General features: G+C 50.3%; 20 protein-coding genes and 1 riboswitch. Of the genes, 7 read left to right on the top strand and 13 right to left on the bottom strand.

All coding sequences use genetic code 11. From position 1 onward, the window contains the following. Positions 1 to 3: 3 nt before the first annotated feature. From RS889_RS22485 to RS889_RS22445, 9 genes are all read right to left on the bottom strand, one after another. The gene (locus tag RS889_RS22485; RefSeq protein WP_021013937.1) at positions 4 to 441 is read right to left on the bottom strand and encodes a tripartite tricarboxylate transporter TctB family protein; all 438 of its coding nucleotides are present in this window, start codon (positions 439 to 441) and stop codon (positions 4 to 6) included. A gap of 39 nt (positions 442 to 480) precedes the next feature. Further along, complete coding sequence (locus tag RS889_RS22480) at positions 481 to 1,431, bottom strand: tripartite tricarboxylate transporter substrate binding protein (RefSeq protein ID WP_021013938.1); 951 nt, start codon at positions 1,429 to 1,431, stop codon at positions 481 to 483. A gap of 70 nt (positions 1,432 to 1,501) precedes the next feature. Next, the gene (locus RS889_RS22475) at positions 1,502 to 2,722 is read right to left on the bottom strand and encodes a PfkB family carbohydrate kinase (protein ID WP_315708753.1); all 1,221 of its coding nucleotides are present in this window, start codon (positions 2,720 to 2,722) and stop codon (positions 1,502 to 1,504) included. 310 nt (positions 2,723 to 3,032) lie between these two features. Further along, positions 3,033 to 6,659 carry an urea carboxylase gene (gene uca / locus RS889_RS22470; RefSeq protein WP_315708752.1) on the bottom strand — a complete coding sequence of 1,209 codons (3,627 nt, stop codon included), beginning with the start codon at positions 6,657 to 6,659 and terminating at the stop codon, positions 3,033 to 3,035. 90 nt (positions 6,660 to 6,749) lie between these two features. After that, positions 6,750 to 7,385 (bottom strand): urea amidolyase associated protein UAAP2, encoded by a 636-nt coding sequence (locus tag RS889_RS22465; protein ID WP_021013942.1) that lies wholly within the window; start codon positions 7,383 to 7,385, stop codon positions 6,750 to 6,752. Between the two features lie 2 nt (positions 7,386 to 7,387). Next, positions 7,388 to 8,107 (bottom strand): urea amidolyase associated protein UAAP1, encoded by a 720-nt coding sequence (locus RS889_RS22460; RefSeq protein WP_021013943.1) that lies wholly within the window; start codon positions 8,105 to 8,107, stop codon positions 7,388 to 7,390. 14 nt (positions 8,108 to 8,121) lie between these two features. Further along, positions 8,122 to 8,898 (bottom strand): ABC transporter ATP-binding protein, encoded by a 777-nt coding sequence (locus RS889_RS22455; protein ID WP_021013944.1) that lies wholly within the window; start codon positions 8,896 to 8,898, stop codon positions 8,122 to 8,124. Positions 8,899 to 8,910: 12 nt separating this feature from the next. Continuing rightward, positions 8,911 to 9,723 (bottom strand): ABC transporter permease, encoded by an 813-nt coding sequence (locus tag RS889_RS22450; RefSeq protein WP_315708751.1) that lies wholly within the window; start codon positions 9,721 to 9,723, stop codon positions 8,911 to 8,913. Between the two features lie 15 nt (positions 9,724 to 9,738). After that, a complete protein-coding gene (locus RS889_RS22445) occupies positions 9,739 to 10,791 on the bottom strand; it encodes a putative urea ABC transporter substrate-binding protein (protein ID WP_315708750.1) in 1,053 nt (350 codons plus the stop codon). A 68-nt stretch (positions 10,792 to 10,859) separates the two neighbouring features. Next, positions 10,860 to 10,954, bottom strand: a riboswitch (guanidine-I (ykkC/yxkD leader). A gap of 450 nt (positions 10,955 to 11,404) precedes the next feature. Here RS889_RS22445 and RS889_RS22440 point away from each other — a divergent pair. From RS889_RS22440 to RS889_RS22420, 5 genes are all read left to right on the top strand, one after another. Continuing rightward, a complete protein-coding gene (locus RS889_RS22440; RefSeq protein ID WP_315708749.1) occupies positions 11,405 to 12,115 on the top strand; it encodes a DUF3053 domain-containing protein in 711 nt (236 codons plus the stop codon). A 492-nt stretch (positions 12,116 to 12,607) separates the two neighbouring features. Then, positions 12,608 to 14,518, top strand: coding sequence for a PTS mannitol transporter subunit IICBA (locus RS889_RS22435; protein ID WP_315708748.1), 1,911 nt, complete (start codon positions 12,608 to 12,610; stop codon positions 14,516 to 14,518). A 60-nt stretch (positions 14,519 to 14,578) separates the two neighbouring features. Next, positions 14,579 to 15,727, top strand: a complete 1,149-nt coding sequence (locus RS889_RS22430; RefSeq protein WP_037381046.1) for a mannitol-1-phosphate 5-dehydrogenase — start codon at positions 14,579 to 14,581, stop codon at positions 15,725 to 15,727. Between the two features lie 79 nt (positions 15,728 to 15,806). Next, positions 15,807 to 16,403, top strand: coding sequence for an MltR family transcriptional regulator (locus RS889_RS22425; RefSeq protein ID WP_425475164.1), 597 nt, complete (start codon positions 15,807 to 15,809; stop codon positions 16,401 to 16,403). A 137-nt stretch (positions 16,404 to 16,540) separates the two neighbouring features. Beyond that, on the top strand, positions 16,541 to 16,903 hold the full coding sequence (locus RS889_RS22420) for a YibL family ribosome-associated protein (RefSeq protein WP_021013951.1): 363 nt from the start codon (positions 16,541 to 16,543) through the stop codon (positions 16,901 to 16,903). Positions 16,904 to 17,696: 793 nt separating this feature from the next. Here the strand turns inward: RS889_RS22420 and RS889_RS22415 are convergent. The 3 genes from RS889_RS22415 to fdhD form a co-directional block, all read right to left on the bottom strand. Beyond that, positions 17,697 to 19,589, bottom strand: a complete 1,893-nt coding sequence (locus RS889_RS22415) for a methyl-accepting chemotaxis protein (RefSeq protein WP_315708747.1) — start codon at positions 19,587 to 19,589, stop codon at positions 17,697 to 17,699. Between the two features lie 296 nt (positions 19,590 to 19,885). After that, positions 19,886 to 20,512 (bottom strand): superoxide dismutase [Mn], encoded by a 627-nt coding sequence (gene sodA, locus RS889_RS22410; RefSeq protein ID WP_021013954.1) that lies wholly within the window; start codon positions 20,510 to 20,512, stop codon positions 19,886 to 19,888. Between the two features lie 225 nt (positions 20,513 to 20,737). Further along, on the bottom strand, positions 20,738 to 21,529 hold the full coding sequence (gene fdhD / locus RS889_RS22405) for a formate dehydrogenase accessory sulfurtransferase FdhD (RefSeq protein ID WP_315711162.1): 792 nt from the start codon (positions 21,527 to 21,529) through the stop codon (positions 20,738 to 20,740). A 358-nt stretch (positions 21,530 to 21,887) separates the two neighbouring features. Here fdhD and exaC point away from each other — a divergent pair, with 358 nt between their 5' ends. Further along, positions 21,888 to 23,426 carry an acetaldehyde dehydrogenase ExaC gene (gene exaC / locus RS889_RS22400; protein ID WP_315708746.1) on the top strand — a complete coding sequence of 513 codons (1,539 nt, stop codon included), beginning with the start codon at positions 21,888 to 21,890 and terminating at the stop codon, positions 23,424 to 23,426. Positions 23,427 to 23,605: 179 nt separating this feature from the next. Further along, a complete protein-coding gene (locus RS889_RS22395; RefSeq protein ID WP_315708745.1) occupies positions 23,606 to 24,598 on the top strand; it encodes an acyltransferase in 993 nt (330 codons plus the stop codon). A 2-nt stretch (positions 24,599 to 24,600) separates the two neighbouring features. Here the strand turns inward: RS889_RS22395 and RS889_RS22390 are convergent, their stop codons facing one another. Further along, entirely contained in the window at positions 24,601 to 25,527 is a 927-nt protein-coding gene (locus RS889_RS22390) for a GlxA family transcriptional regulator (RefSeq protein WP_021013958.1), read from the bottom strand. Positions 25,528 to 25,530: the final 3 nt, after the last annotated feature.

The following is a 25,530-nucleotide window of genomic DNA, read 5'->3' as shown; positions in this document are numbered from 1 at the left end:
TGGTTAAAATAATTTACCGGCAGGTAATGCTACCAGTAGAACTTTGGCGAATAAAAGATAGATAAGCGATGAAAATACAATAGCGAGTATTGTCATCCATATCCGATGCGTTCTGATAAATTTTAACATCAATGAAAATAATATAATGCTGGTGGTAATAATAAATCCAAGATAGTCGACAAATAATAGATAGAAAATAATGGGTGTAATAACAATAACACTGCCAGTGATGGTCATGCTCTTATTGGGTAATGACCGCGATTTTTTCACTGCTTTTATACTAAACTCTAATAGAGAAAATATAATAATACCGACACCCACGAATGCTGGCATAAATCCAGCGCCAAAATTACCAATATCCCTTAAGACATATTGACTATAACCCAGTAGGAAACAGCCGAAAGCAAAAAATATTACAGGTGAGATAAGTGTTTTTTTCATTTTTCTTCAAGTGCTACCTACGTAGCACTCTCCGGTGTATTACTCTGCTTTTAACAATTCGCCGAATTTCTGGTCTTCCTGAGCCATAAACTGAGTTACATCATTGCCATATAATGCACTGACTTCAAATCCTTGCTTATTGGCAAAAGATTGTAATTCTCCTGACTGGTAGACTTTTTTCATCGCCGCAATCAATTTATTCTCTATATCACTCGGCAACGCTTTGGGAGCGGCTAATACATTCCAGGCAGTTAATGTCCAGTTATAGCCGGTCGCTTTTTTAAACACTGGAACATTGGCATAGAGTTTTGACGGTTCCGGCGACATTATTGCCAGATGGCGAACCATTCCGGCATCAACCATGCTTTTCGCTTCGCCTGGCGATGAAGTGATGAAATCAATTCCCCCGGAAACCAATTCCTGTAATGCGGCGCTTGATCCCTGAGACGGAATGTATTTCACGCTACTGGCGGGCAGACCGGCGCTTTTCAACATCCCCAGTAGATTAAGGTGCCAGATGGAATTTAATCCACTGCCTGATGCCTTCAACTTACCTGGATGTTTTTTGATAAAGTCGATGAGTTGGGTGGCATTCTTGTAAGGCGAGTCTTTTGCTACTTGCAATCCACCGTAGATAACGGCCAGTCGGCTGATTGGTGTGTAATCGGCGTAAGTAAGATCAGTCATTTTCTGATGATGCATCAAGGCAATTTCTGCCGTGACCACACCAAGGGTATAACCATCCGGCGCGGCTCGTTTCAGGGCATCATGCCCGACTACGCCGCTGCCGCCAGTACGGTTAACTACGTTGACGTTGACGCCCAGTTCTTTCTGTAATCCCTGAGCAACCAACCTTGCGACAGTATCGGTATTTCCTCCCGCGCCCCAGGGGACAATTATCGTAATGGGTTTATCGGGCCATGCGGCAAATACGGAGCTGGATGTTAATATTGTTGCCAGAGTTAATAACTTAATCATTGATTTTTTCATACTAATCCTCGTTATACAGGTAGGGTAACGATTTTAATAAATTCCACTGGTGCTATTTTTATATAATTATTTAATTGCCATGATGCATTTCTAAACGACGAGTGACTTTTTCATGAGTCGGCATGTTAGATACCCCTTCGTGTTCAACAAATACCGCCGTGAATGCTAATGCATAATTTACCGCGTCAATAAGTTGAGAACCTTTCGCCAATTCAGCCGCCAGTGAACCGTTAAATGCATCGCCTGCACCCATCGCATCAACCATGACTGAAGGTAGTGCCGGCAAATGTTGGAATATACTTCCATCAAAAACCAGACACCCCTTTTTCCCTAAATTAAGAATGACTTTCTTTTTTTCAGGTCCGGCTATATTTTTCATGGCTTTCTTAGCCGAAGCTAAATCGCTTATTTCTATACCTGACCATTTTTGAGCTTCAATTTTGTTGGGTATAATATAATCAACATAGGGATAAATCATTTTTGCTTCATTTGAGTAAGGCGCAGGATTGAAAATGATCTGAGTCCCCACTGAATGAGCAAATTTAACGGCTTTTAGCTGCGCTTCAACATTTATTTCGCCCTGTATGAGTAATATATCTGTATCGCGTAAATAGAGGAGGACCGCATCTATCTCTTCCTGCGTTATCGTAATATTTGCGCCAAGATAAACGGCAGTAATATTACTGTGCGTTTCTTGCGAAAAATAGGTCATGGCGCTGCCCGTGGGTACGGTTGACGACTGATAAAGCGTGAAGGAGTTAATACCTGAACTTACCAGGTGGTCATGTGCATAAGTACTGAAATGATCACACCCGACTTTCGCAATAAAATGAACATTTCCTCCAGCCCGGCTGGCAGCCAATGCCTGATTAGCCCCTTTCCCCCCTGGCCCGAATCGATTTTCCTTTGCCATCAGCAGCTCACCTTCCAAAGGAAAGTGGTCAACAACAGCAATGATATCCACAGAGAAGGAGCCTAAGACACAAACCTTACCAGAGACGGGATGACCCTTGTCTTTGTACAGAAAATCCTGATTTTTACTCACTAACTCTTGCATCAACGCGCTGACATTCAACCCCATTGTCTGCCATGACAAGGGTTTGATCACATGTTCGACAATCATGGCACCACCGTGGCAGCGTTGAACCAGGCCACTTTCTTCGAGCTGAGTGAGATCACTACGAATCGTTTCTTTCGTGACGCCATACTGCCTGGCAAGAGAGGTTACCGTTGCCTGGCCCTGACTACGTAGTGTGTTAAAGATTTTTTTTCTACGCTCTTCAACGAACATGGTTGCCTCCGGTAACTGGAATAGAATGTTAACAGAATGATAAGGGGCGAGTTGCGAGGTTCATCAAAGGAGAGTGTAAAAAGCAAAAGCAAAACCAAGTTTAAAATGTGATGTATTCCACAGTAATAGCCTGTTTTATTATTTCATCTGCCGTTTATCTCTATTTATCAATAAATTGTATTTATTGTATTGCATGGTATTGCTGATTATCCCTTATGATTTTTTGCCTATCCGGGCGCAAAAATGACCGGCCGATGGTTGATCAGCCGGTGTATTTTGATTAGCGGATTATCCGGTATGCCAGTCAGTATCATGCCGCGCTGGGGGTAATCAGTATCAGCAATTGTCCCGCCTGCACCGGGTGACCAGGTTGGTGTTGTAACGTGCGAATCGTCCCGGTTACTGGCGCGGTAATCGGGATTTCCATTTTCATCGACTCCAGGATGCCCACCGTTTGCCCCGCGTTGACCCTTTCCCCCGGTTTTACCAGCCATTGCCAGACGCTGCCTGCCACCTGACTTTCCACGCCGCAGCAGTCATCCGGAATCACCTCGTCAGTGCTGTCAGTGTCGTGCAGGCCGCTGTCGAAAGTGAACTGGCCGTCGGCGCGCCAGCGCGCCAGCTCTTCATCAAACGCCTGTTGACGACGCTGCTGAAAGGCGTTAATCCCGTCCTGCTGTTCGATCAGATTCTGCTGATAATCTGCCAGACAGAACCGGCCTTCCTCTGTCCGTAACGGATAATCCCCCCACGGAAAGCGTTCACGGATCGTCAGCAGCTCGTCCGCCGACACCGGATAAAAGCGAATCTGATCGAAGAAACGCAGCAACCACGGCTGGCGGAAGGCGTCGGTTTGGCGATCCCGGTTCCACATTTGTAGCGTACGACCAACAAACTGGTAGCCGCCAGGGCCCTCCATACCGTATACACACAAATAGGCTCCGCCAATACCGACAGAATTTTCTGCCGTCCAGGTACGTGCCGGGTTGTATTTGGTGGTGACCAGCCGGTGGCGTGGGTCGATCGGCGTGGCGACCGGCGCACCGAGATAGACATCACCCAGTCCCATCACCAGATAGCGGGCGTCGAATACTATATCTTTGACCTGATCCACTGAATTCAACCCATTGATGCGCCGGATGAATTCGATATTACTCGGACACCAGGGCGCGCCGGGTCGTACTGATTGTGTATAACGGGTGATGGCTTGCTGACAGGCATCGTCATCCCAACTCAGCGGCAGCCAGACGGTGCGGGATGGTACGGTTGCGTCACGCAGGTCGCCGAGCGCGTCATCAGCACGCCGTAAGTGTGCCAGCAGGCGATCTCGCGGGCATTGCAGGCTATCGAAATGCACCTGTAGGGAACGGATGCCCGGCGTCAGTTCTTGTTGTCCCGGCAATGGATGCTGCTCCAGCCACTGCATCAGCGCATGCACCCGAAAACGCAGGGCAATATCCAGTTGTTGTGCGCCGTATTCCAGGAGTACGAAACGGTCACCCGCGGCCAGACACATAACGCAGGGGCGCTCACCTTGTGCGGGCTGACTGAACAATACCGGTGAAGGACGGCCTGGTTGTGTTTCATCAGTTAAACACTCATCAGCCAGATATAAACTCTCATCGTCCAGGCACCGTCCGGCGGTGATGGCGGTTTCAGCCTGCTGCGCCAGTGCGTCAGCCTGTGCCAGTGTTACCGGCACAAAGCGGATGTTGTCACCGGCTTTGAGTTGCCCGAGTTTCCACAGATCGGCGGCAATCACTGTGGCCGGACAGACAAACCCGCCCAGCGATGGACCGTCCAGCCCCAGAATTACTGGCATGTCACCGGTAAAATCCACCGTACCAAAAGCGTAGGCATTGTCGTGAATATTTGACGGATGCATGCCAGCTTCGCCACCATCACGGCGCGCCCATTGTGGTTTAGGGCCAATCAGTCGGACACCGGTACGGCTGGAGTTGTAGTGCACCTGCCAGTCAGCGCTGAAGAAATTATCGATATCTTCGGATGTGAAATAGTCCGGTGCCCCGTGTGGCCCGTAAATCACCCGCAACTGCCAACGGTTACTCCAGTCCTCCCGTGCCGCGCTCGCCGGTTGTTCCTGGGTTTGCGGTGCTGTCAGATGCAGTGTGTCTCCGGCGCGTAGTGGGCGTCCGGCGTGGCCGCCGAATTTGCCGAGAGTAAACGTGCTGCGGCTGCCGAGATACGTTGGGCAAGTCAGGCCGCCGGCCAGCAGCAGGTAACTACGACAGCCCGCGCCACGAATGTCACCGAGAGTCAGTGTCTGGCCACGACGGGCATTGCACACCTGCCAGCCAAGTATCGGTTCACCGTCCAATTGCGCACTGATGTTCGCTCCGGTGATGATAAAGGCGCAATCATGGTTAAAGCATAGCGTCGGGCCGCGCAGGGTAATTTCCAGCCCAGCGGCATCAGGCGCGTTACCCAATAATTGATTGCCCAGCCGGAATGAACGGCTGTCGAAGGGGCCGGAAGGCGGCACACCGACATGCCAGTAGCCGGTACGGCCGGGCGAATCTTGAAGGGTGGTGAGGGTGCCACCGCTGATTACCTCCAGCGTGGCGGGTTGCCATAGCACATTGCTCAGCGTGGCGGTAATGATATTACCTTGTTGGATCTCGGGGAGTGTCAGCAGATGGCGCAGCCAGGCGAGATTGGTTTCGATACCGTACAGAGAGGTGGCATCCAGCGCCTGCGCCATACCATGCAGTGCAGCAGCGCGGTCAACGGCATGGACAATTACTTTCGCCAGCATCGGGTCATAAAGCGGCGAAACGTCACTGCCATTGTCCAACCAGTGGTCAATTCGCAGTGTTGCGTCGGGAAGGTTATCCGGGAAACACACTTCACTCAGCAGACCGGCGCAGGGCTGAAACTGTTTGGCGGGATCTTCCGCATACAGTCGTACCTGAATGGCATGACCGCGAGGCGTGGTGTGTAGGCTGGTCAGCGGCGGCAGGCAACCGGCGCCGAGCTCCACCATCCATTGCACGATATCAACGCCAAACACCTGTTCGGTGACGCCATGCTCCACCTGCAAACGCGTATTCACCTCCAGAAACCAGAATTGTTTCTGCGTTTCATCGTAGACGTATTCCACGGTACCGGCGCTGCGATAGTTGACCGCTTGGCACAGCCGGACAGCGGTGGTCTGCAATTGTTGCCGTATCTGGTCACTCAGACCGGGAGCCGGGGTTTCTTCGATGACTTTTTGGTTACGGCGCTGGGCGGAACAATCGCGTTCCCCTAATGCCATCACGTTGCCTTGACCGTCGCCAAATACCTGTACTTCGATATGACGGGCGCGGGCGATGAATTTTTCCAGAAACACGCCGTCATCGGCGAAATTATTACCCGCCAGCCGTTTGACACGGGTAAAAGCGTCAACCAACTCAGCTTCATCGTTGCAGCGCTGCATGCCGATGCCACCACCACCGGCGGTACTTTTCAACATTACCGGATAGCCAATCATCCGTGCCTGTTCACCGGCGCTCGCCAGTGAGGTGAGCAGCTCGCTGCCGGGCAGTAATGGAACCTCGTTTTGTCGGGCCAGTTCACGTGCCCGATGTTTGAGGCCAAAGGCCGATATCTGTTCCACTGTCGGACCGAGAAACACCACGCCTGCCTGTTCACATCGGCTCACAAAACCGGCATTTTCACTCAGAAAGCCGTAACCGGGATGAATCGCCTGCGCCCCGCTTTTGGTGGCGATATCCAGTAATTTTTCCTGATTCAGATAGGTATCCCGCACCGGACCGTCGCCCAGTGGCCAAGCTTCGTCTGCCTGACGAACATGCAGGGAATGGCGGTCCGCCTCGGCGTATACGGCGATGGACTGCACACCCATTCTTTTCAGGGTACGGATGATACGCACGGCAATGGCGCCACGGTTGGCAATCAGTACGCGCTCAAACATGACAGAATCTCTTACGGGCAGGTCGTCCTGCGGAGTACAGACGCATACAGTGGGTCGTCCCACGCGTCAGTATGTTCCGGAAGTGATGTCTTACCAGATGGCAACTTCAATCGGAGTAGGGTTGTAACCGTTACACGGATTGTTGAGTTGCGGGCAGTTGGAAATCAACACCAGAACATTCATTTTTGCCACCATTTCCACATATTTTCCTGGCGCGGAGATACCGTCAGCGAACGTCAGCCCACCGTCTTTGGTCACCGGGACATTCATAAAGAAATTGATATTGTGGGTGATGTCGCGCCGGGTCAGGTTGAACTCCGGATGTTCTGCTACTGCCAACATCCAACTGTCGCGGCAGGCGTGCATATGGCGTTTTTCCAGATCGTAACGCACGGTGTTGCTTTCGGTAGCGCAGGCGCCGCCGAGTGTGTCGTGGCGGCCACAGGTATCCGCCACAATTTCCAGCATCGGGCGTTCTTCATTGGAACGCAGTACGCTACCGGTGGAAAGGAACACATTCCGCTGGCTGCGTAATGTGTCAGTCACGCTATAACGCTCGGCGGTATCGTCAGCGTTAAAAAACAGCGTATCGGCCGCTTGATTACCTTCCAGATCGGTAATACGCAGCGTTTGCCCTTCCATTACGCGGTACAGCCAATAATCACCGGCGTTAATGGTGCGACGATAACCGGCGGTGTGGATATCTCGGTTGCTGGTCTGGATCATCATCAGACTCCTTGCGGCAGTTCGGCCAGATAATAAAGCGTGTTATTGCGCAGCCCGCGGCGGTTTTCTGCACGTTCGAGACACAATGCCGGCAATGGCGCCCGTTCATGATCGATGGTCAATGCCACCGGATGGTGCGGATAGTCGCTTTCCTGACTGAGCGGATGCGGGCAGGTATGCATGATAACCAGGGTATCCATGGCAAAACGGAGGGTTACGCTGGCTCCGGCCTGGCCTTGCTGTTCCAGTTGCAGTGTACCGTCTTCGGCGGCACTGACGCGGGCGAAAAAGTTGACACAGGCGGCCATATCCCGTTTGCCAAGACCATATTTCGCCAGTTCCACCAGAAAGCTGTCATAGCCGTTTTGATGCCGTTCATTGCGGGCCTGCTGATAGTCCAGCGTGCCGAACTGTTTGGCAATGTGTGCGCTATTCGCGGTACCGCACACGGTTTCGTGCCAGCCGAAACTGTCAGCTTCAATACCACAGAAAATGCGCCCCATGTCGGAATAGAGACAATGCCCGGCCGTGAGACGGAAAGTGTGTTGGCACTTCAGTGTATCCGGCGCGTTATAGCGTTCCAGCAGGTTTTCCGGGTTGTAAAACAGCATACCGAGATTAGCGCCACCTTCGGTATCGGTAATCCGCAGCGCGGTACCCCGGCGCATGATCAGCGACCAGTGCGACCCGGCGGGTAATTCGGTTTGGTAACGTTCGTTCATGGTTTTTCCTCCGTTCAGGCGACGCGTCGCCCTTCCATCAGTTCCCCTACGGAATCGCGCACGCCAGCTGGGGCGCGATCCAGTGGGATATCGTAAGTAATGCTCGCGCCCCAGGCTTCGGGAGCCTGCGGGTCGTGGCGGATTTTGTCGAAAACCCATAGCCGCGATCCGAGAGAGAATCCTTCCTTCAGATCGTGGGTGATCATGAAAATGGTCAGACGGTATTCCCGCCACAATTGGGTGATCAACTGATGCATTTCATTGCGGATACCCGGATCCAGGGCACCAAACGGTTCGTCCAGCAACAGGATCCGCGGATGTTTAATCAGTGCCTGAGCCAGCGCCAACCGCTGTTGCATTCCACCGGATAGCTGATGCGGGTACTTGTGCTGTGCCTGCTCCAGACCGACCTGCTTAAGCATCGCCTGTGCCTGTGTGCGGATGACCAGGCGACGTTTTCCCCACACGCGGCCCAACCAGCGGGCCGCGGTGAATTCGGCGCCAAGCATCACATTTTCCAGCACACTGAGATGGGGAAAGACGGAATAGCGCTGGAATACCACGCCGCGGTGTTCATCTGGTTCTTGCGGGATGGGCGCGCCGTCCAGTAACAGTTCTCCGCTGCTGGGACTCTCCGTTCCCAGCAGCATATTCAGAAATGTGGTTTTTCCACAGCCGGAGGCGCCAACGATGGAGACAAATTCACCTTCTTCCACTGACACGTTGAGCTGCTCTAGCACCACTTGTCCGTCATAGTGTTTTCTGAGATTTTTAAGCGTTAACAATGCCATGATGACTCCGGGTTATTTGGCGTAATACCATGGCCAGCCACGACGGCTGATGACCCGCAATAGGTAGTCCAGCGCAAAGGCCAACAGCGTGATCCACGCCACATATGGCAGGATGACATCCATTGCCAGATAACGGCGCATCAGGAAAATACGGTAACCCAGCCCATCGGTGGCGGAGATGGCTTCCGCAGCAATCAGGAACAACCAGGCTGAACTTAATGACAGGCGCACTGCATCCAGCAGGCGCGGCATCAGTTGCGGCAGGATCACGCGCCATAAAATCTGTGCGCTATTGCCACCGAGGGTTTGCGCTTTCACCAATTGTTCCCGTGGGATGCTTTGCACATGCAACTGCAAATCGCGGATGATGAACGGCGTAATGCCCACCACGATCAACACGACTTTGGAGACTTCCCCCAGTCCGAAGCAGATAAACAGAATCGGTAGTACGGCCAGTGGTGGGATCAGCGCAAACAACGTAATCAGTGGCGACAGTACCGCCCGCACCGATGGCAATGCGCCGCAGAACAGGCCGAACACCAGCGCCAGCATCGCGCTCAGCGCTACTCCCGTGAGCAGGCGTAGCAGGCTGGCGGCGGTGTCCACCCATAGCAAATACTGGCCAGTGCGATCATTGGGTTCAAACGCCATACGGTGGATAGCGTCTGCCATGGTGCTGAGACTGGGCAGCAATTTGTCGGCCGCGTTGACGGCTAGCCGGGCGTCGGAGGCCATCAGATAGATCAGTAACAGCGCCAGCAGTGGCAGAAACCCCATCATCCCGCGTGTTAGCGGCACTGGCTGGTAGTTGATTAGTTTGCGCATCTGGCGTCTCCCGGATTACAACTTGTTGGCCACCGCCAGCTTTAGAAATTCGTCGCTGAAGCGCAATTTGACATTACCTGTATTACCCCACAGTCCGGCTGGTGTCGAAACGCCCACCACGTCGGCACTGGGTGCACCATCGCCTAACAGACCGTGATGGAATGAAAATTCGGCTACCGATTGCATGGTGGTTTTCAATTGAGGACTGCTTACGAAATCCAACGTCAGTTGTGGTGTGGTGAAGAGATGCGTTGCTGCCAGTTGAGCGTCGAAACCGGCCAGATCAGTGCCGGAGTCCTGCCCCATAAAAGTACGAGCGCTGCGGGCCTTGGCTGAGTCGCCGGACATCGTCCGCAGCGTTTCATACCAGGCGCCGGTTAGTGCCTTACCCAGTTCCGGATGTTTTTTCAGGGTTTCGGTATTCACGACCAATAAATCGAGGATTTCACCGGGAATCTGGGCGGAAGAGAATACCAGGTGACTGTCTGGTTGCTTTTCAGCTTCGGCCAGCAGCGGGTTCCAGGTAACGATGGACTGTACGTCCTTGGTCCCAAAAGCCGCCACCAGGTCGGCATCCGCAGTGTTCACCACCTTGACGTCTTTTTCCGTCATGCCGCTTTTTTCCAGTGCCCGAGCCAATAAATAGTGCGACACAGAGAACTGTACCAAATTGATGGGTTTGCCTTTCAGGGCATGGAGGTTGTTGGCGCCTTTAATCAGGATGCCGTCGTTACCATTGGAATAGTCGCCGACAATCAGCGCGGTACTGTCAACACCACCGGCAGCCGGGATCGTCAGCGCGTCCATGTTGGTCATGGTACAGCCGTCAAAACCGCCGGAAGTGTATTGGTTAACAGATTCGATGTAGTCGTTGACCTGAACAAACTGGATATTAATGCCATATTTGTCGGCCCATTTCTTGACGATACCCTGTTGCTGGGCGTAATCCCAAGGCATCCAGCCGGCATAAATAGACCAGCAAAGTTTAAAGCTGGGTTTGGCCGCGAGGGCAGTGGTACTGAATAGTACAAAAGTACAAAGAAGCAGTAAGCGTTGAATTGTTTTCATAATGACGATTCCTCTGACGTTGGGCAGCAATAAAAAGCAGGAGGGCGGCGAGCATCTATCTCGCTGTATCCTCCCGGGCTTTTATCCCGCCGTGTAACCGCCAGAGGGCGGTCGGTTACTCTCGGACCTGCGTCGTTAAACCGGAACCCTAGTAACCCATTACCAAATTGTCTGGCGACACCGGTTGCCCGCTATCGCTCCTGCCATATTAAAGGTAAGCAATAATCTTGCCAGCTTGTGTTCAACCTTGAATCAAGGTCTGAATGGCCGGGTGTTGTCCTGGTTATCCACGGGCAAGAATGCCTCGTCGACCCATTTTTTATGGACACGGTCTCGCGCTGGCTAGCCTGGTTTTTGTGGTGTCACTCGTCCGTTGGGGGGCTGTTTCTGCACTGTAACTGTGCAGAAAACTATCTATTCGGTGCATGATTCGGTGCATGGAATTTGACAAATAAAGCGTAGAATGAACAGGCGTCACCTTTGGTGAGGTGCGACATCTGTTCAAAATACGTGTTTTTCGCCCTGCGGGTAAGTGGGGTCGTCTATGCTTAGCGTAGTGAGTGAAAAGTATCGTATTTAAACACTGCGGAGTAATAAAACGGGAGTAGTAGACATGTTGGCGGATTACCGTTCACGCTGGCTATTGCCAGTGATTATGTTTTTTATGGCATTACAACTTACAGCCTGTGGCGACAAAGATAAGGAGCAGCGTCAGGCGTTTACTGCATTCTTGCAGAGTATTCAACCACAGGAAGAACGGCAGCTCCCCGTGCTGACTGAACAGCAGAAGCAGTCTTTCGGACATTACGTTCAGGACTACGCTGTCTTGACCACGTTTAACCGGCAACTGCAACAAGTCGTCGCTGGCAGCCTGAAACCCATGCTGGAGCAAGTTTCTCATATTCGTGTGCCACAGGATTATATTTCTCAGCGCAATAACCTGCGTCAACTGATTGGTGCATTGAATTTGCTGGGGCAACAGTCACTGAACGCGAAAACGCAGGCCGATAATGCCAGACAGGCACTGAAGCAGCCTGAAGATCTGAAGCTGGTCTATGACAAACTCTATAACCGCGTGGTCGTTAAGCCGGCTACGGCGATGATATCCATCGTGCCGGACAGTGTATCGTTTATCCAAAGCCTGATTAAGGTGGGGGATTATTTACAATCGCAGGGTAATCAAGTGGTTTTCAACGATTCCAATGTGCAGTTTCACACACAGCAGCAAGTGGATCAGTACAACGGTATGGTGTCGGATCTGGCGACACAGCAACAGAATCTGGTTAACGCCTTGAAGGGGCAAAATCTGATAGCGGGCCATTAGACGAATAATGCCGATTGGCTAACCGGGATGCCAGAGGAGCTCCAGGGTATGGTGCTCCTCTGGTGTTCCTGATATTGACTTACCTCGATCGTGTTATGTGAGGCCGCTTGCTTGCAAGGGCCCAATGTGTCGCTTCGTTATCCGCCGAACCCGTCAGAACAGAAAGTTATTTGTGATGCTAGTCACATAACAAGAACAAATCATCAAGCCAAAAGCGTGATCTATATCACTTTTCATTTCTCTCTAATTGAATGAATTTCATACAAAACGACCTTTTTATTATAATTTTGTGAAGTAAATCACCTATTTGTATCGGTACTGTGGGGTAAATGTGTGATTTTTGTCACATTTATACCATGGAGTTGCGGTATGAAAATAGCGTGTTAGAGTCGCGCTGCATACAGTAATACTGACGGGACATTTCACGCCGTCTCACGATAATTCTCACGCGCGTTTTCCTCGGCGTGTTTTATATAATAGGGGTGTATTTTTATGCTCTCACCAGATACTAGGGTCAAAATACAGAATTTTGGCCGCTTTCTGAGCAATATGGTGATGCCGAATATTGGTGCCTTCATCGCCTGGGGTATTATCACTGCGCTGTTTATCCCGACCGGATGGATTCCCAACGAGACATTGGCCAAGTTAGTTGGCCCGATGATTAAGTACCTGCTGCCGTTGCTGATCGGGTATACCGGTGGTCGTTTGATCGGGGGAGAACGTGGTGGCGTGGTCGGTGCGATTACTACCATGGGGGTCATTGTCGGTGAAGACATTCCAATGTTCCTCGGTGCCATGATTGTTGGTCCGCTGGGTGGTTGGACGATCAAGCGCTTTGACAAGATGGTTGACGGCAAAATCAGAAGTGGTTTTGAAATGCTGGTCAACAACTTTTCTGCCGGTATTATCGGTATGCTGTTGGCGATTCTGGCCTTTCTGGCGATTGGGCCGATGGTAGAAATACTGTCGAGGTTCCTGTCTTCCGGTGTGCATCTGATGGTGCAACACAATCTGCTACCGTTGGCATCAATATTCGTTGAACCGGCAAAGATCCTGTTCCTCAACAATGCCATTAACCACGGGATTTTCTCACCGCTGGGCATCCAGCAGGCTGCTGAAACCGGCAAGTCCATTTTCTTCCTGATTGAAGCCAACCCAGGGCCGGGGATGGGCGTACTCATGGCCTATATGTTTTTTGGCCGGGGCAATGCCAAACAATCAGCACCGGGTGCGGCTATCATCCACTTCCTGGGGGGGATTCATGAAATCTACTTCCCTTACGTGTTGATGAATCCGCGTCTGCTTCTCGCGGTTATTCTGGGTGGTATGACGGGTGTGTTCACTCTGGGTGTACTCCACGGCGGTCTGGTTTCTCCGGCGTCGCCGGGATCCATTCTGGCCGTACTGGCGATGACGCCCAAAGGTGCTTATTTCGCTAACATTATGGCCGTTACTGCTGCATTTGCCGTGTCCTTCGTGGTTTCCTCGATTTTGCTGAAAAGCACCAAAATCAAGGAAGGCGATGATCTGGAACTGGCGACCCGCCGCATGCAGGAAATGAAATCCGGCTCCAAAGGTCAGGCCGCGACCGGTATTAGTGGTGACCTGAGTACGGTGCGCAAAATCATCGTCGCCTGTGATGCCGGTATGGGTTCCAGCGCCATGGGGGCTGGTGTGTTGCGCAAGAAGGTACAAAATGCCGGTCTGAAAAATATTAGCGTCACCAACAATGCCATCAATAGTCTGCCGGACGATGTCGACCTGGTTATCACGCACCGTGATTTAACGGAGCGCGCCATGCGCCATGCGCCACAGGCACAACATATTTCGCTGACGAATTTCCTGGATAGCCAGTTGTACAGCGATCTGGTCGCCCGTTTGCAGGCCGCACAGCCGGAACAACATGGTTCGCCAGACGTTATCGCCGTGGTATCGGAAAGTGAAACCAGTCAGCCGGCGTTGTTTCAACTGACTGCCGCAGACGTGTTCTTGAATCAGCAGGCCAGCGATAAAGAGCAGGCGATCCGTTTTGCGGGTGAACAGTTGGTGAAGCGTGGTTATGTTGAACCGGAATACGTGGATGCCATGCTGGAGCGTGAAAAAATGACCTCCACCTATCTGGGTGAGTCTATCGCGGTGCCGCACGGGACAATTGAAGCGAAAGATCGGGTGATTAAAACCGGTGTGGTGTTCTGTCAGTATCCGCAAGGGGTGCGTTTTGGCGCCGAAGAGGATGAAGTCGCTCGCCTGGTAATTGGTATCGCCGCCCGTAATAACGAGCATATTCAGGTTATCACCAACCTGACCAATGCGCTGGATGACGAATTAGTGATTGAACGCCTGGCGCAGACTCATGATGTACAGGATGTTCTCGACCTGTTGTCCGGTAAAAAGAGTGCCTGACGAGCAGCGCCGCCTTCGGGCGGCCTCTTTTTATGTTTTGTCTTGAAAGGTTAACGCATGATGAAAGCATTACATTTTGGCGCCGGTAATATCGGCCGCGGATTTATTGGTAAGCTGCTGGCCGATGCCGGTATCACCCTGATATTTGCTGATGTGAACCAGCCGTTGCTGGATGCCATCAATCAGCGAAAAAGCTACCAAGTTCATATCGTTGGCGAACAAATGCAGGTGGATACCGTTAATAATGTCAGTGCGGTGCACAGTGGTAGCCAGCAAGCCATCGATCTGATTGCCGACGTTGATATGGTGACGACGGCGGTTGGCCCGCAAATTCTGGAGAAAATTGCTGGCACCATTGCTCAAGGCCTGGTGAAGCGCCATGACAACGGCAACCAGCAAGCGCTGAACATCATTGCCTGTGAAAATATGGTGCGTGGCACCAGCCAGTTAAAACAACAGGTGCTAAAGCATCTGCCGGAATCGTCTTTGGCATGGGTGTCAGAACATGTTGGTTTTGTTGATTCCGCCGTGGACCGGATTGTGCCACCGTCAGAAACCGGTAGCGAAGACCCGCTGGCTGTAACGGTGGAAACTTTCAGTGAATGGATTGTGGATGAAACGCAGTTTAACGGTCAGCCCCCGGCCATTACCGGTATGGAACTGACCAATAATCTGATGGCGTTTGTGGAGCGCAAGCTGTTTACGCTGAATACCGGTCATGCCATTACTGCATATCTGGGGCAGCGAACCGGACATAAAACTATCCGTGATGCTATTCTCGACCCGGAAATCCGCCGTGTGGTGCAAGGCGCAATGGAAGAGAGTGGTGCGGTGCTGATCAACCGTTATGGTTTTGATGCCGATAAACATCAGGCTTACATCCAGAAAATCCTTAGCCGTTTTGAAAACCCGTATCTGCATGATGATGTGGAGCGTGTCGGACGCCAGCCATTACGTAAGCTGAGCGCGGGTGATCGTCTGATCAAACCGTTGCTGGGAACACTGGAATATGGGTTGCCGCACGATAATCTGGTCATCGGTATTGCGGCAGCGATGCACTACCGCAGCGAACAGGATCCACAAGCAAATGAACTGGCGGATTTGCTGCAGAAATTGGGACCACAGGCCGCATTGGCACAAATTTCCGGTCTGGATGCTGACAGTAAGGTTGTCGGACAGGCAGTGAGTGTGTATAACGCCATGCAGTGATCGGCGCGTCTCGGCTCAAGTCAGGTTTTGCCCTTGCTTTCTCTATCGGGTGCGTTTGAATAATGAATAGTGTGTGCCCGTGAAAAAACGCTTTTTGCATAGCAAGGGCAAGGCTGTGTGCGAGGTTAAAGTACGAGAAGTGACGATGGATGAAACTCAGGCATTTGAAAACCGGGTATTGGAATCGCTAAATAGTGGTAAAACGGTGCGAGGCTTTATGCTGACGGCCGTTCAGTTGCTGGCGGAAGCTGTCAGTATTCTGATGTTACAGGTATTTCGCAAAGATGATTATGCCGTGAAATATGCCGTCGAACCGCTGTTATCCGGTACCGGGCCGTTGGGTGAGTTGTCAGTACGGTTGAAGCTGATTTACGGTCTGGGCATGATCAGCCGTAAAGAGTATGAGGATGCTGAACTGTTGATGGCCCTGGCGGAAGAACTGACCCATGATGTCCACGACTATCGTTTCACTGACGATGAGATCTTTGGCCCTGTCAGTGAATTTCACTGTGTTGTCAACCTGCCGTCGCCGCCCGCGCTGCCGGCAAGTGGTGATCCTGACGACAATATGCTGATTGCCATGCAGCAGCAGCGTTATCAGCAAATGGTTCGTTCTACACTGGTACTATCGCTGACCGAACTTATCTCGCAAATCAGTCTGAAAAAGGCGTTCTAACCCTTTTCCTCGCGTTAACATCAACGTGTATGTCTTCATTTGCCATGGCATGTTTAAATGATTCCCTTCGTTTCTGCATACACTGGGGTTTGGTGTATGCTTATGACCATTATTTTGATAAAAAAACAGGTTTAGTGATGAAAAAGCAGGAAAAGGCCGAAATTAAACGCTTGAGCGATCAACTGCATGCGTTAACGCTCAAACAGGCCCACTTAATTCAGCAAGGTGAAGCAGACGCGATTACGGAGAATCAGGCGGCTTGTGAGAAACTGGCAGCGGAGATCGAACGGTTGCGCAATGTCTGCGAGCAGAAACTCAGCAAAGAAGCACAGAAACTGACTGGTTTACCTTTTCGCCGGATAATAACCAAAAAAGAGCAGGCTGATATGGGGACGTTGAAAAAAACGGTCCGTGGATTGGTGGTGGTACATCCCATGACCGCCCTGGGCCGTGAAATGGGTCTGAAAGAAATGACGGGGTATGCGCCGAAACCGTTTTGATGTCGGGTCAATCGTTCGCCACTGACGATCTGGGCGCTTGTTCACTCCGCCCCGTCCACGAAAATCGGGGGAGTATCGGCATAATTCACACTGTGATGAGAGATGGGTTGCCGTTTTTTAACTGACGGATGACAGGTATATACACTTCGGTGGTATTAACTTTATTGATTAATGTATCTTCTGACGCTTGGCTAAGCGTCAGCCATAGCCTTCTCATTTATACCCGCGATCTTTCAAGTTGCAGATGTGTCACCCGAATCATTTACCTGAGTCAGCTCATCGGGACTCTCTCTTGCCGCCTCCTGCACCTTGAAATCTATTGGGTATAAAATGTAGTAATCTTGATGGTTTCTCAAAATCAGTGAGTAATAATATATTAATCCTGATAGTTATCATTATGTTCGAGTACTATTCCATGGGCTTTTAATCATCTTTTCAGATTTTATTTCTATGTTTTCTTAATGCAATTAGTGGCGCTGTACAAATAATTATCGGTGGAATAAACCAAAATTCCCCACGATTCATTTTATTCAGTAGCGTTTTTTTTGAAGAAATATACCGAAGTGATTTTATCAGCGTGACTTATTATGTGTAAAAAATCTGCATAATATGCTGTAAGGCGATGCACTCGTCAGGCTTTAAGTTGCCTCAGTTACTCGAATTACTTGCCTCAGTATGATCATCGGGGGGGGGCTTTCACTTGTGCCTTCCAGTAGCGCTCATTATTTAGTATATAACTTGGCGACAGAAAAACAGCGTAGCCCAGAGGCTACGCTGAATTAAGGCAAACGCATTATTTTTTATATGGCAGTTGCTGTGTTGTACGGGTAAATGAAATACCGTGAGTTATCGGTTCCAGTTCCTGTGAAGAAGACAAACGGAAGGCGGAAACAGCGTTGGACAACATCATGGCCTGGTCTTCCAACGAGCTGGCGGCAGCGGAAGACTCTTGAACCAGGGCGGCGTTTTGTTGGGTCGTGCTGTCCATATCCACAATCGCCTGATTCACTTGTGCGATGCCGTGGCTCTGTTCGTCAGACGCCACCGTTATCTCACTCATAATATCGTGAACGTGCGTAACGGCAGTGACGATGTCTGTCATGGTCTTGCCAGTATTATTGACCAGTTTGGCACCGTGTGTGACTTGTTCGACTGAAGTGGCGATTAAACCTTCAATCTCTTTGGCTGCCTGAGCACTACGTTGCGCCAGGTTACGGACTTCATTGGCGACTACCGCGAACCCTCGTCCCTGCTCACCGGCACGGGCGGCTTCCACCGCAGCGTTCAAGGCCAGAATATTGGTCTGGAAAGCGATACCGTTAATGACAGAGGTAATTTCCGCGATACGTTTGGAACTGCCCTCAATTTCGGACATCGTGTGCACCACATTTTCTACCAGCTTACCGCCCTCTTTGGCGGTTTGAGTGGCATCTACTACCAGTTTGTTGGCGTGATGGGCATTATCCGCATTTTGTTTCACGGTGGCTGTCAGTTGTTCCATACTCGCTGCAGTTTGCTCTACGGCGGCAGCCTGTGCTTCAGTCCGTGCTGACAAGTCGTTGTTACCAGCAACAATCTCGCTGGCGGCAGTCGTGATTTGGCTGACACCCAGGCGAATTTCGTCAATCATGGTATGCAGATTGGCTTTCATTTTTGCCATTGAACCAAACAGCATACCCAGCTCATCGCGACGGGTGGTGGTAATGGGCATGGTGAGGTCACCGGTAGCAATACCTTCGGCAATGGTGACGGTTTGATTGAGCGGATGGGTAATCTGGCGGGATATAAACAAGGCGATGATGATACCCAGAATCAATGTAATCAGCGCAGTAATGGCTATCTGTAGCTCCGCATTTTTGATATCGCGCCCTGAGATCTGTATCTCTTCATTAACCATGTTAACGACCATATTCGAGAGCGTTTGTGCGGTGTCCGCTATGTTTTTGGCCTGATTTAACTCTTCCTGATACGCCGGGAGATAAGCTTGGATTTGTGTCTTGTAGTGACTTAGTGTCGAAACAACAGGATCAATCAATGTCTGTTGGTCTTTGTTTAGCGCCTGATAAAGCTGACTGAGACTGTTTTGGGCATCAACCAGTGCGGCAATTAATGGTTTTTCTGCTTCGCTGTTGCGAGAAAGGAGCAGTCCGCGTACATAATAACGGACAGTGATGAGTTTCTGATTCAGCCTGGTCAGTTGTAGCAGTAACTCAGGGTTATTTTCACTTTTTATCTGTTGTTCCAGCTCGTTGAGCGGTTGTGTCGTACCAGAAATGTTCCAGCTCTTTCTGACATCATTTTTTTTGGCTACTGCTGCAAGGTAAACTTTCTGTTTCTCTTTATATTCATTAATTAACTGTGAAATTTTCTGAAGTCTGTCATCGTAATCTTTACTCCAGGATTTTGTCTGGATAATCGCCAGAATATTGACAATATGATCAATGCTTTCAGCATTTTTCTTAATATCATCAGGGTTATAATTGGACATATATAATGCCCGATAATAACGAGCCTGGTTAATCGCTTCATTAATTTGATTGTTTAAAGTGATTTTTTCGAAACGATCTCTTAACGTTTCTACATACTTTATACTTACACTGGCAATGATGATAGTTAACAGTAGTATTAATAGGAATCCGAATCCTAACTTCTTGCCGACTTTAATATTTTCAAATTTCATCGTCATTTATTTTCGTCCATAATTAATGAGCTAGGTCGTTAAGGTAAAGTATGGATGCCTTAATACCCGGAATCGCCAGCAGGATGTGTCTTATGAAATGTCGTATTATCCGCATAACAGATGCAGCTTGTACGAAATCTAGTTGAGAAAGGGCACAGAAGTCTTATCGGCGCACTGAGAAAAAACTTTATATCAATCTGACGGGTTAAATCACAGTTTTAAGCCAATAAAAAAAAGCCCGAAGTAACAAAACGTTACTTCGGGCTTTTTAACAGTGAATCCCTTAGCGGAGGATAGCCGGATTATTTGCTGGCTTCAGCGAAGCGTTTGGCTGCTTCGTCCCAGTTCACCACGTTCCAGAATGACTTGATGTAGTCTGGGCGACGGTTCTGGAACTTCAGATAGTAGGCGTGTTCCCACACATCCAGTGTCAGGATAGGGTAGCCAGAGATACCTGAAATGGCTTCACCCATCAGCGGACTATCCTGATTAGCGGTAGAAGCAATGGCCAATTTACCATCAGCTTTCAGTACCAGCCATGCCCAGCCAGAACCAAAACGGGTAGCCGCAGCCTGTTCAAATTTTTCTTTGAAAGCATCAACACTGCCGAAGTCACGCTCGATAGCGGCTTTCAGATCACCCGTCAGGGTAGTGCCAAGTTTCAGACCTTTCCAAAACAGGCAGTGGTTGGCATGTCCACCTGCGTTGTTACGCAGTGCGGTTTTCTTCTCAGCTGGCACCTGGTCCAGTTTGGTGATCAGTTCTTCAACAGACAAGCTGGCAAATTCAGGGCAGGACTCCAGCGCTGCATTAGTATTATTGACGTAGGCCTGGTGATGTTTGCTGTGATGGATTTCCATCGTTTGCTTATCGAAATGAGGTTCCAGTGCGTCATAAGCATAAGGCAGGGATGGCAGGGAATAACTCATGTTTAGCATCTCCAATTGTTGCGGGCGTAATTATTATGGTGCGACACTGTGTTTGTTAGCGCCGCGTAAGTAATAGGTTCATTATAGTTAATTAAATGATATTGAAAATGATTATTCGCAGTTCTGGCTAGTGAGTTATCCTTTTTTATCCCTGTATTACAAGCTCTTATGCCGTAATGGTGCTAATTAGCAACAAATTGGTCTAAGGCCAGGGGGAAAGCACAACTATTCACGCAACCGTCGCGGATGGGTATAAATGGTTGAACGTCCGGGTCGACTGAAGCCCACCAGTGTGAGATTACAACGATTGGCAACTTCAACGGCCAGCGAGGTTGCAGCAGAAACGGCAAACAGAATTTCAACGCCGCACATGGCTGACTTTTGTACCATTTCATAACTGGCGCGGCTGGAAACCAGCACGGCACCTTGTTGCCAGGGATTTCTGGCACGCATTCCCAGCAATTTATCCAGCGCGACGTGTCGGCCTACGTCTTCACAGCCGCCTTGCAGGTTTCCATCCGGTGAAATCCAGGCGGCGGCGTGAGTACAACCGGTCAACTGCCCTATTTGTTGTACACTCTTCAGCTGTCCCAGTGCCGTATCCAATTGATGTAACGAGAATGTCTGGCTAAACGGGAGTGGTACTACCGGTTTGCCGATTTCTGCCAGTTGCTCCACACCACACACACCACAACCGGTACGTCCATCCATTGCCCGTCTTTGTGCTTTTAAACCGGCAAACCGGCGACTGGACAGTTCAACTTGCACTTCAATACCGTTACACACCGGCACGACATCAATACCATAGATATCCTGCGGCGACTGGATGATGCCTTCAGATAACGAAAATCCCAGAGCAAACAGTTCCAGATCTTTTGGCGACGCCATCATGACAACATGCGAGATGCCGTTATAAACCAGTGCTACCGGCACTTCTTCTGCCAGCCAATCCTGTTGTGACTGCTCTAGCGATCCCTGATGCCATATTGTTTGCTGACACGCTCCCGCAGGTGCCATCTGTCCGCTCTCGACTGGAAAATTACCGTTATTCACCTGCGCTACCCATTTCTGATAACCGTGACTTCATTGTGGCATTATTTCATTGCCCGCATGGGGATGCGAGTTTTTATCCCACAACAGTGAGCGTATCCGCATGATCAGCAATAGCATGCAACAGCGTGAAGATAAATTGTGTGCTGAATCGAAGAGTTGTCTTTTTCATCGTGTTGTTGTTATCACAAGCGCGTAACGTCGCATACAATTTATTCAATAATTTCTGTTTTACCAATGATGTATCCATTTTATTTTCACTGCGGCATCGCCGCATAACGCGTAAATGCGTAATGAAAAATAGTGCAGCCCAAAGGAGACAGAAATGGCACATGACACGTCAGGAAGCCGGCTTATGCCCGGCGAATATGGATATGCTCTTACTTTGAAAAAACGCTATGACAATTTTATTGGTGGCGCCTGGGTTCCACCGGCTAGCGGAGAATACTACGTTAATCTGACTCCGGTAACCGGTCAGCCACTATGTGAAGTTGCCAGCTCCAGTAATAAAGATGTGGATTATGCGCTTGATGCTGCGCATAAAGCCAAGGCGGAATGGGGAGCCATGTCGGCCGCAGAGCGGGCAACGATCTTGAATCGCATTGCTGATCGTATGGAGCAGAATATCGATCTGCTGGCGAGTGCGGAAACCTGGGATAATGGTAAACCGATTCGTGAAACCACTAATGCAGACGTTCCGCTCGGTATTGACCATTTCCGCTACTTTGCCGCCTGTATTCGCGCACAGGAAGGTGCCATCAGTGAAATCGACAAAGACACGGTGGCTTATCACTTCCATGAGCCGCTGGGGGTGGTGGGGCAAATTATTCCCTGGAACTTCCCACTGTTGATGGCCTGCTGGAAAATGGCTCCGGCGCTGGCCGCGGGTAACTGTATCGTGCTGAAACCCGCCAAACTGACACCACTCTCCGTGCTGATGCTGATGGAGCTGATTCAGGATCTGTTACCTCCAGGTGTGCTTAATGTGGTGAACGGTTCCGGTAGTGAGATTGGCGAGTATCTGGCGACATCGCCCCGTATCGCTAAAGTGGCGTTTACCGGCTCGACAGAAGTGGGTCAGCAGATCATGGGTTACGCGGCGCAGAATGTCATCCCGGTAACGTTGGAACTGGGGGGCAAGTCTCCCAATATCTTCTTTGCTGACGTTATGGATAAAGAAGACAGCTTCTTTGACAAGGTTCTGGAAGGGTTTACCCTGTTTGCCTTTAATCAGGGGGAAGTCTGTACCTGTCCGAGCCGTGCGCTGGTGCAGGAATCTATTTATGAACGCTTTATGGAGCGAGCCATCAAGCGAGTGGAAGCTATCCGCGTTGGCAACCCGCTCGATAGCAAAACCATGATGGGGGCGCAGGTTTCTGCCGGTCAGTTGGATACCATCCTTAACTATATTGATATTGGCAAGAAAGAAGGTGCGCGAGTGTTGACGGGGGGAAATCGTAAGACACTGCCTGGCGATTTAACGCAGGGTTACTATCTGGAACCTACCATTCTTTTTGGGGACAACAGCATGCGAGTGTTCCAGGAAGAAATATTTGGTCCGGTACTGGCCGTGACTACCTTCAAAACCATGGATGATGCGCTGGAAATCGCTAATGATACGGTATATGGGTTGGGTGCTGGGGTATGGAGCCGCAATGCCAACATTGCTTATCGTATGGGGCGTGGTATTCAGGCCGGTCGTGTGTGGACCAACTGCTATCATGCCTATCCGGCACATGCGGCGTTTGGAGGGTACAAGCAGTCAGGTATGGGGCGTGAAAACCACAAGATGATGCTGGATCATTATCAGCAAACCAAATGTCTGCTGGTAAGTTACTCCGAGCAGCCGATGGGTCTGTTCTAACGCGGTTTTTCCTTTTCAGGGCTACTTCGGTGGCCCTGATATTCCTCCTCCCCTCTCTACCTCAGCTCGAATCTGATGTTGCGACGTTGAGGTTATGCAATGCAACCGATAAGCTGTACTGATCCCATTGGCGTCATCTCTGTATTGATGAGTCAATACAGCATGTCGCGGAGTTGTGCATGACAGATAAGATCAGGTGGATTGATAATCTGCGGGCAGTGGCCTGCATGATGGTTGTTCTTATCCACAGTACCTCCTGGTATGTTACGACAGGTGGTGAGCCGGGTGACAATTATTGGGAAGTGGCAAATATACTGAATTCTGCTTCACGGGTTTGCGTACCGCTGTTCTTTATGATTTCAGGCTATCTATTTTTTGGGGAACGTCAGGCGCGAGGGAAACATTTTCTGCGTATTGGTTTATGCATTCTGTTTTACAGCGTCGTTGCGCTGCTCTACATGTCAACATTAACTCCGATGAATCCACTCCATGCAATCAACCATATACTACAGAAACCGGTGTTTTATCACTTGTGGTTTTTCTATGCCATCGTCGCGATTTACCTGCTGTCGCCCTTGATTTGTGTGCGGTTGACATCAGTCAGCTATTTGATGGCGGTGATTGTAGTGCTGGCGGTAATCGCGAATCCAAACGCTGGTGACTGGCTGGTCGATGGACGCAAATGGTTTCCGGTGAATCTCTATGTGTCTGGTGACACATTTTACTATCTGTTATATGCCATAACAGGAAGGGCATTAGGGATGGTGAATATACCACGGAACGTCGCGAGAGCCGCGGTTGGGGTGTTTGTACTGTGTGTGGTGTTGATCGCCGTGGGAACCCGGCAGCAAACAGAAGTTAACGGTGATTTTGCCCAGACTTTCTATACCTACTGTAGTCCGTTGGTGTTTATTGCAGCGACCAGTCTGTTACTTGTTTTCAAAAACTATCTGAATGTACATGTTTCGTCAGGACTGGCGTTGATTTCACGCCATTCGTTGGCGATCTATGGCGTTCATGCACTGGTCATTCATTTTTTGCGCACACACGATCTGGAACTGACCGATTATCCGGTGCTGGATATTGTTTATGTATTTGCTGTCGCCTTAATGGTGAGCCTACTGTTTTCGATGCTGTTACAGCGAGTAGATAAGCGTCGTCTGATTTGCTGATGTCACGGCTCCTGCTGCAAAATACGCAGCTGCGCCCGGCGTAGTTGACGTCCGGATGAAAAACCGGCCATCAAAGCGGCTTTTTCCAGTTTTAGTCCCTGCTGTAACCGCTGCTGTGCCACAGCCACTCGTAGCTGCTCATGATATTCACGTACGCTGATACCTAAATGCGCGCGGAAAAGCCGGGTCAGGTGGCGGCTGCTAACGTGGACTTTGTCGGCAAGCTGCGTGAGTGACAACGCTGCTTCAGGTTCTGCGGATAATATATCCTGTGCCCGGTGGATAACCGGATGAAGGTGATTACGATGCTGTAACCAGGGCGAAAGTTGTTCATCGTTACCAGAACGTCGGAAATAGATCACCATCTCGCGGGCAACGCGGAGCGATTGCTGCGGATCCAGAAAACGGCTAATCAAATGCAGCGAAAGATCGATCCCGGTGGTGATACCGGCACTGGTATAGACGCCCCGGTCTTCGACAAAAATCCGGTTTGCTTTAATCAACGCCCGCGGTGCTTGTCGGGATAAAGCTTCAATCACATCGTGGTGTGTGGTGCATTGATATCCATCCAGCAGCGTAGCTTGTGCCGCCAGCAACGCACCAGAACAGATGCAAACCAGTGTTATCGTCTGATCTTGCAACATGGGTTTTAGCTGCATCAGCCACTGTCGTGCCACGTCGGCCTGTGGTGTCGAGAAATAACGGCTGGAATCATATACACCGGGAACTACCAGGATACTTTCTGGTGGTAACGTCGGGGGTAAGGGTTGTAAATGGCTCAGCGTCAGTCCGATTGAGCTGATGATATCGGTTTCTGGGCTGATGTAATGCAAATCAAACCGACCCGCAAGTCGCAGGGTTTCTGCCGGACCTGTGACATCCAGGGTTAATACGCCGGGTAACAGCAGAAAATAGACTTGTCGTGTCATGAT

Origin of the sequence: Brenneria uluponensis, from assembly GCF_032395385.1 — a bacterium.
Lineage (GTDB): Bacteria > Pseudomonadota > Gammaproteobacteria > Enterobacterales > Enterobacteriaceae > Prodigiosinella > Prodigiosinella aquatilis.
Note: the sequence above shows the minus strand (reverse complement) of the source record. Positions and strands in the feature narration are given on the sequence as shown.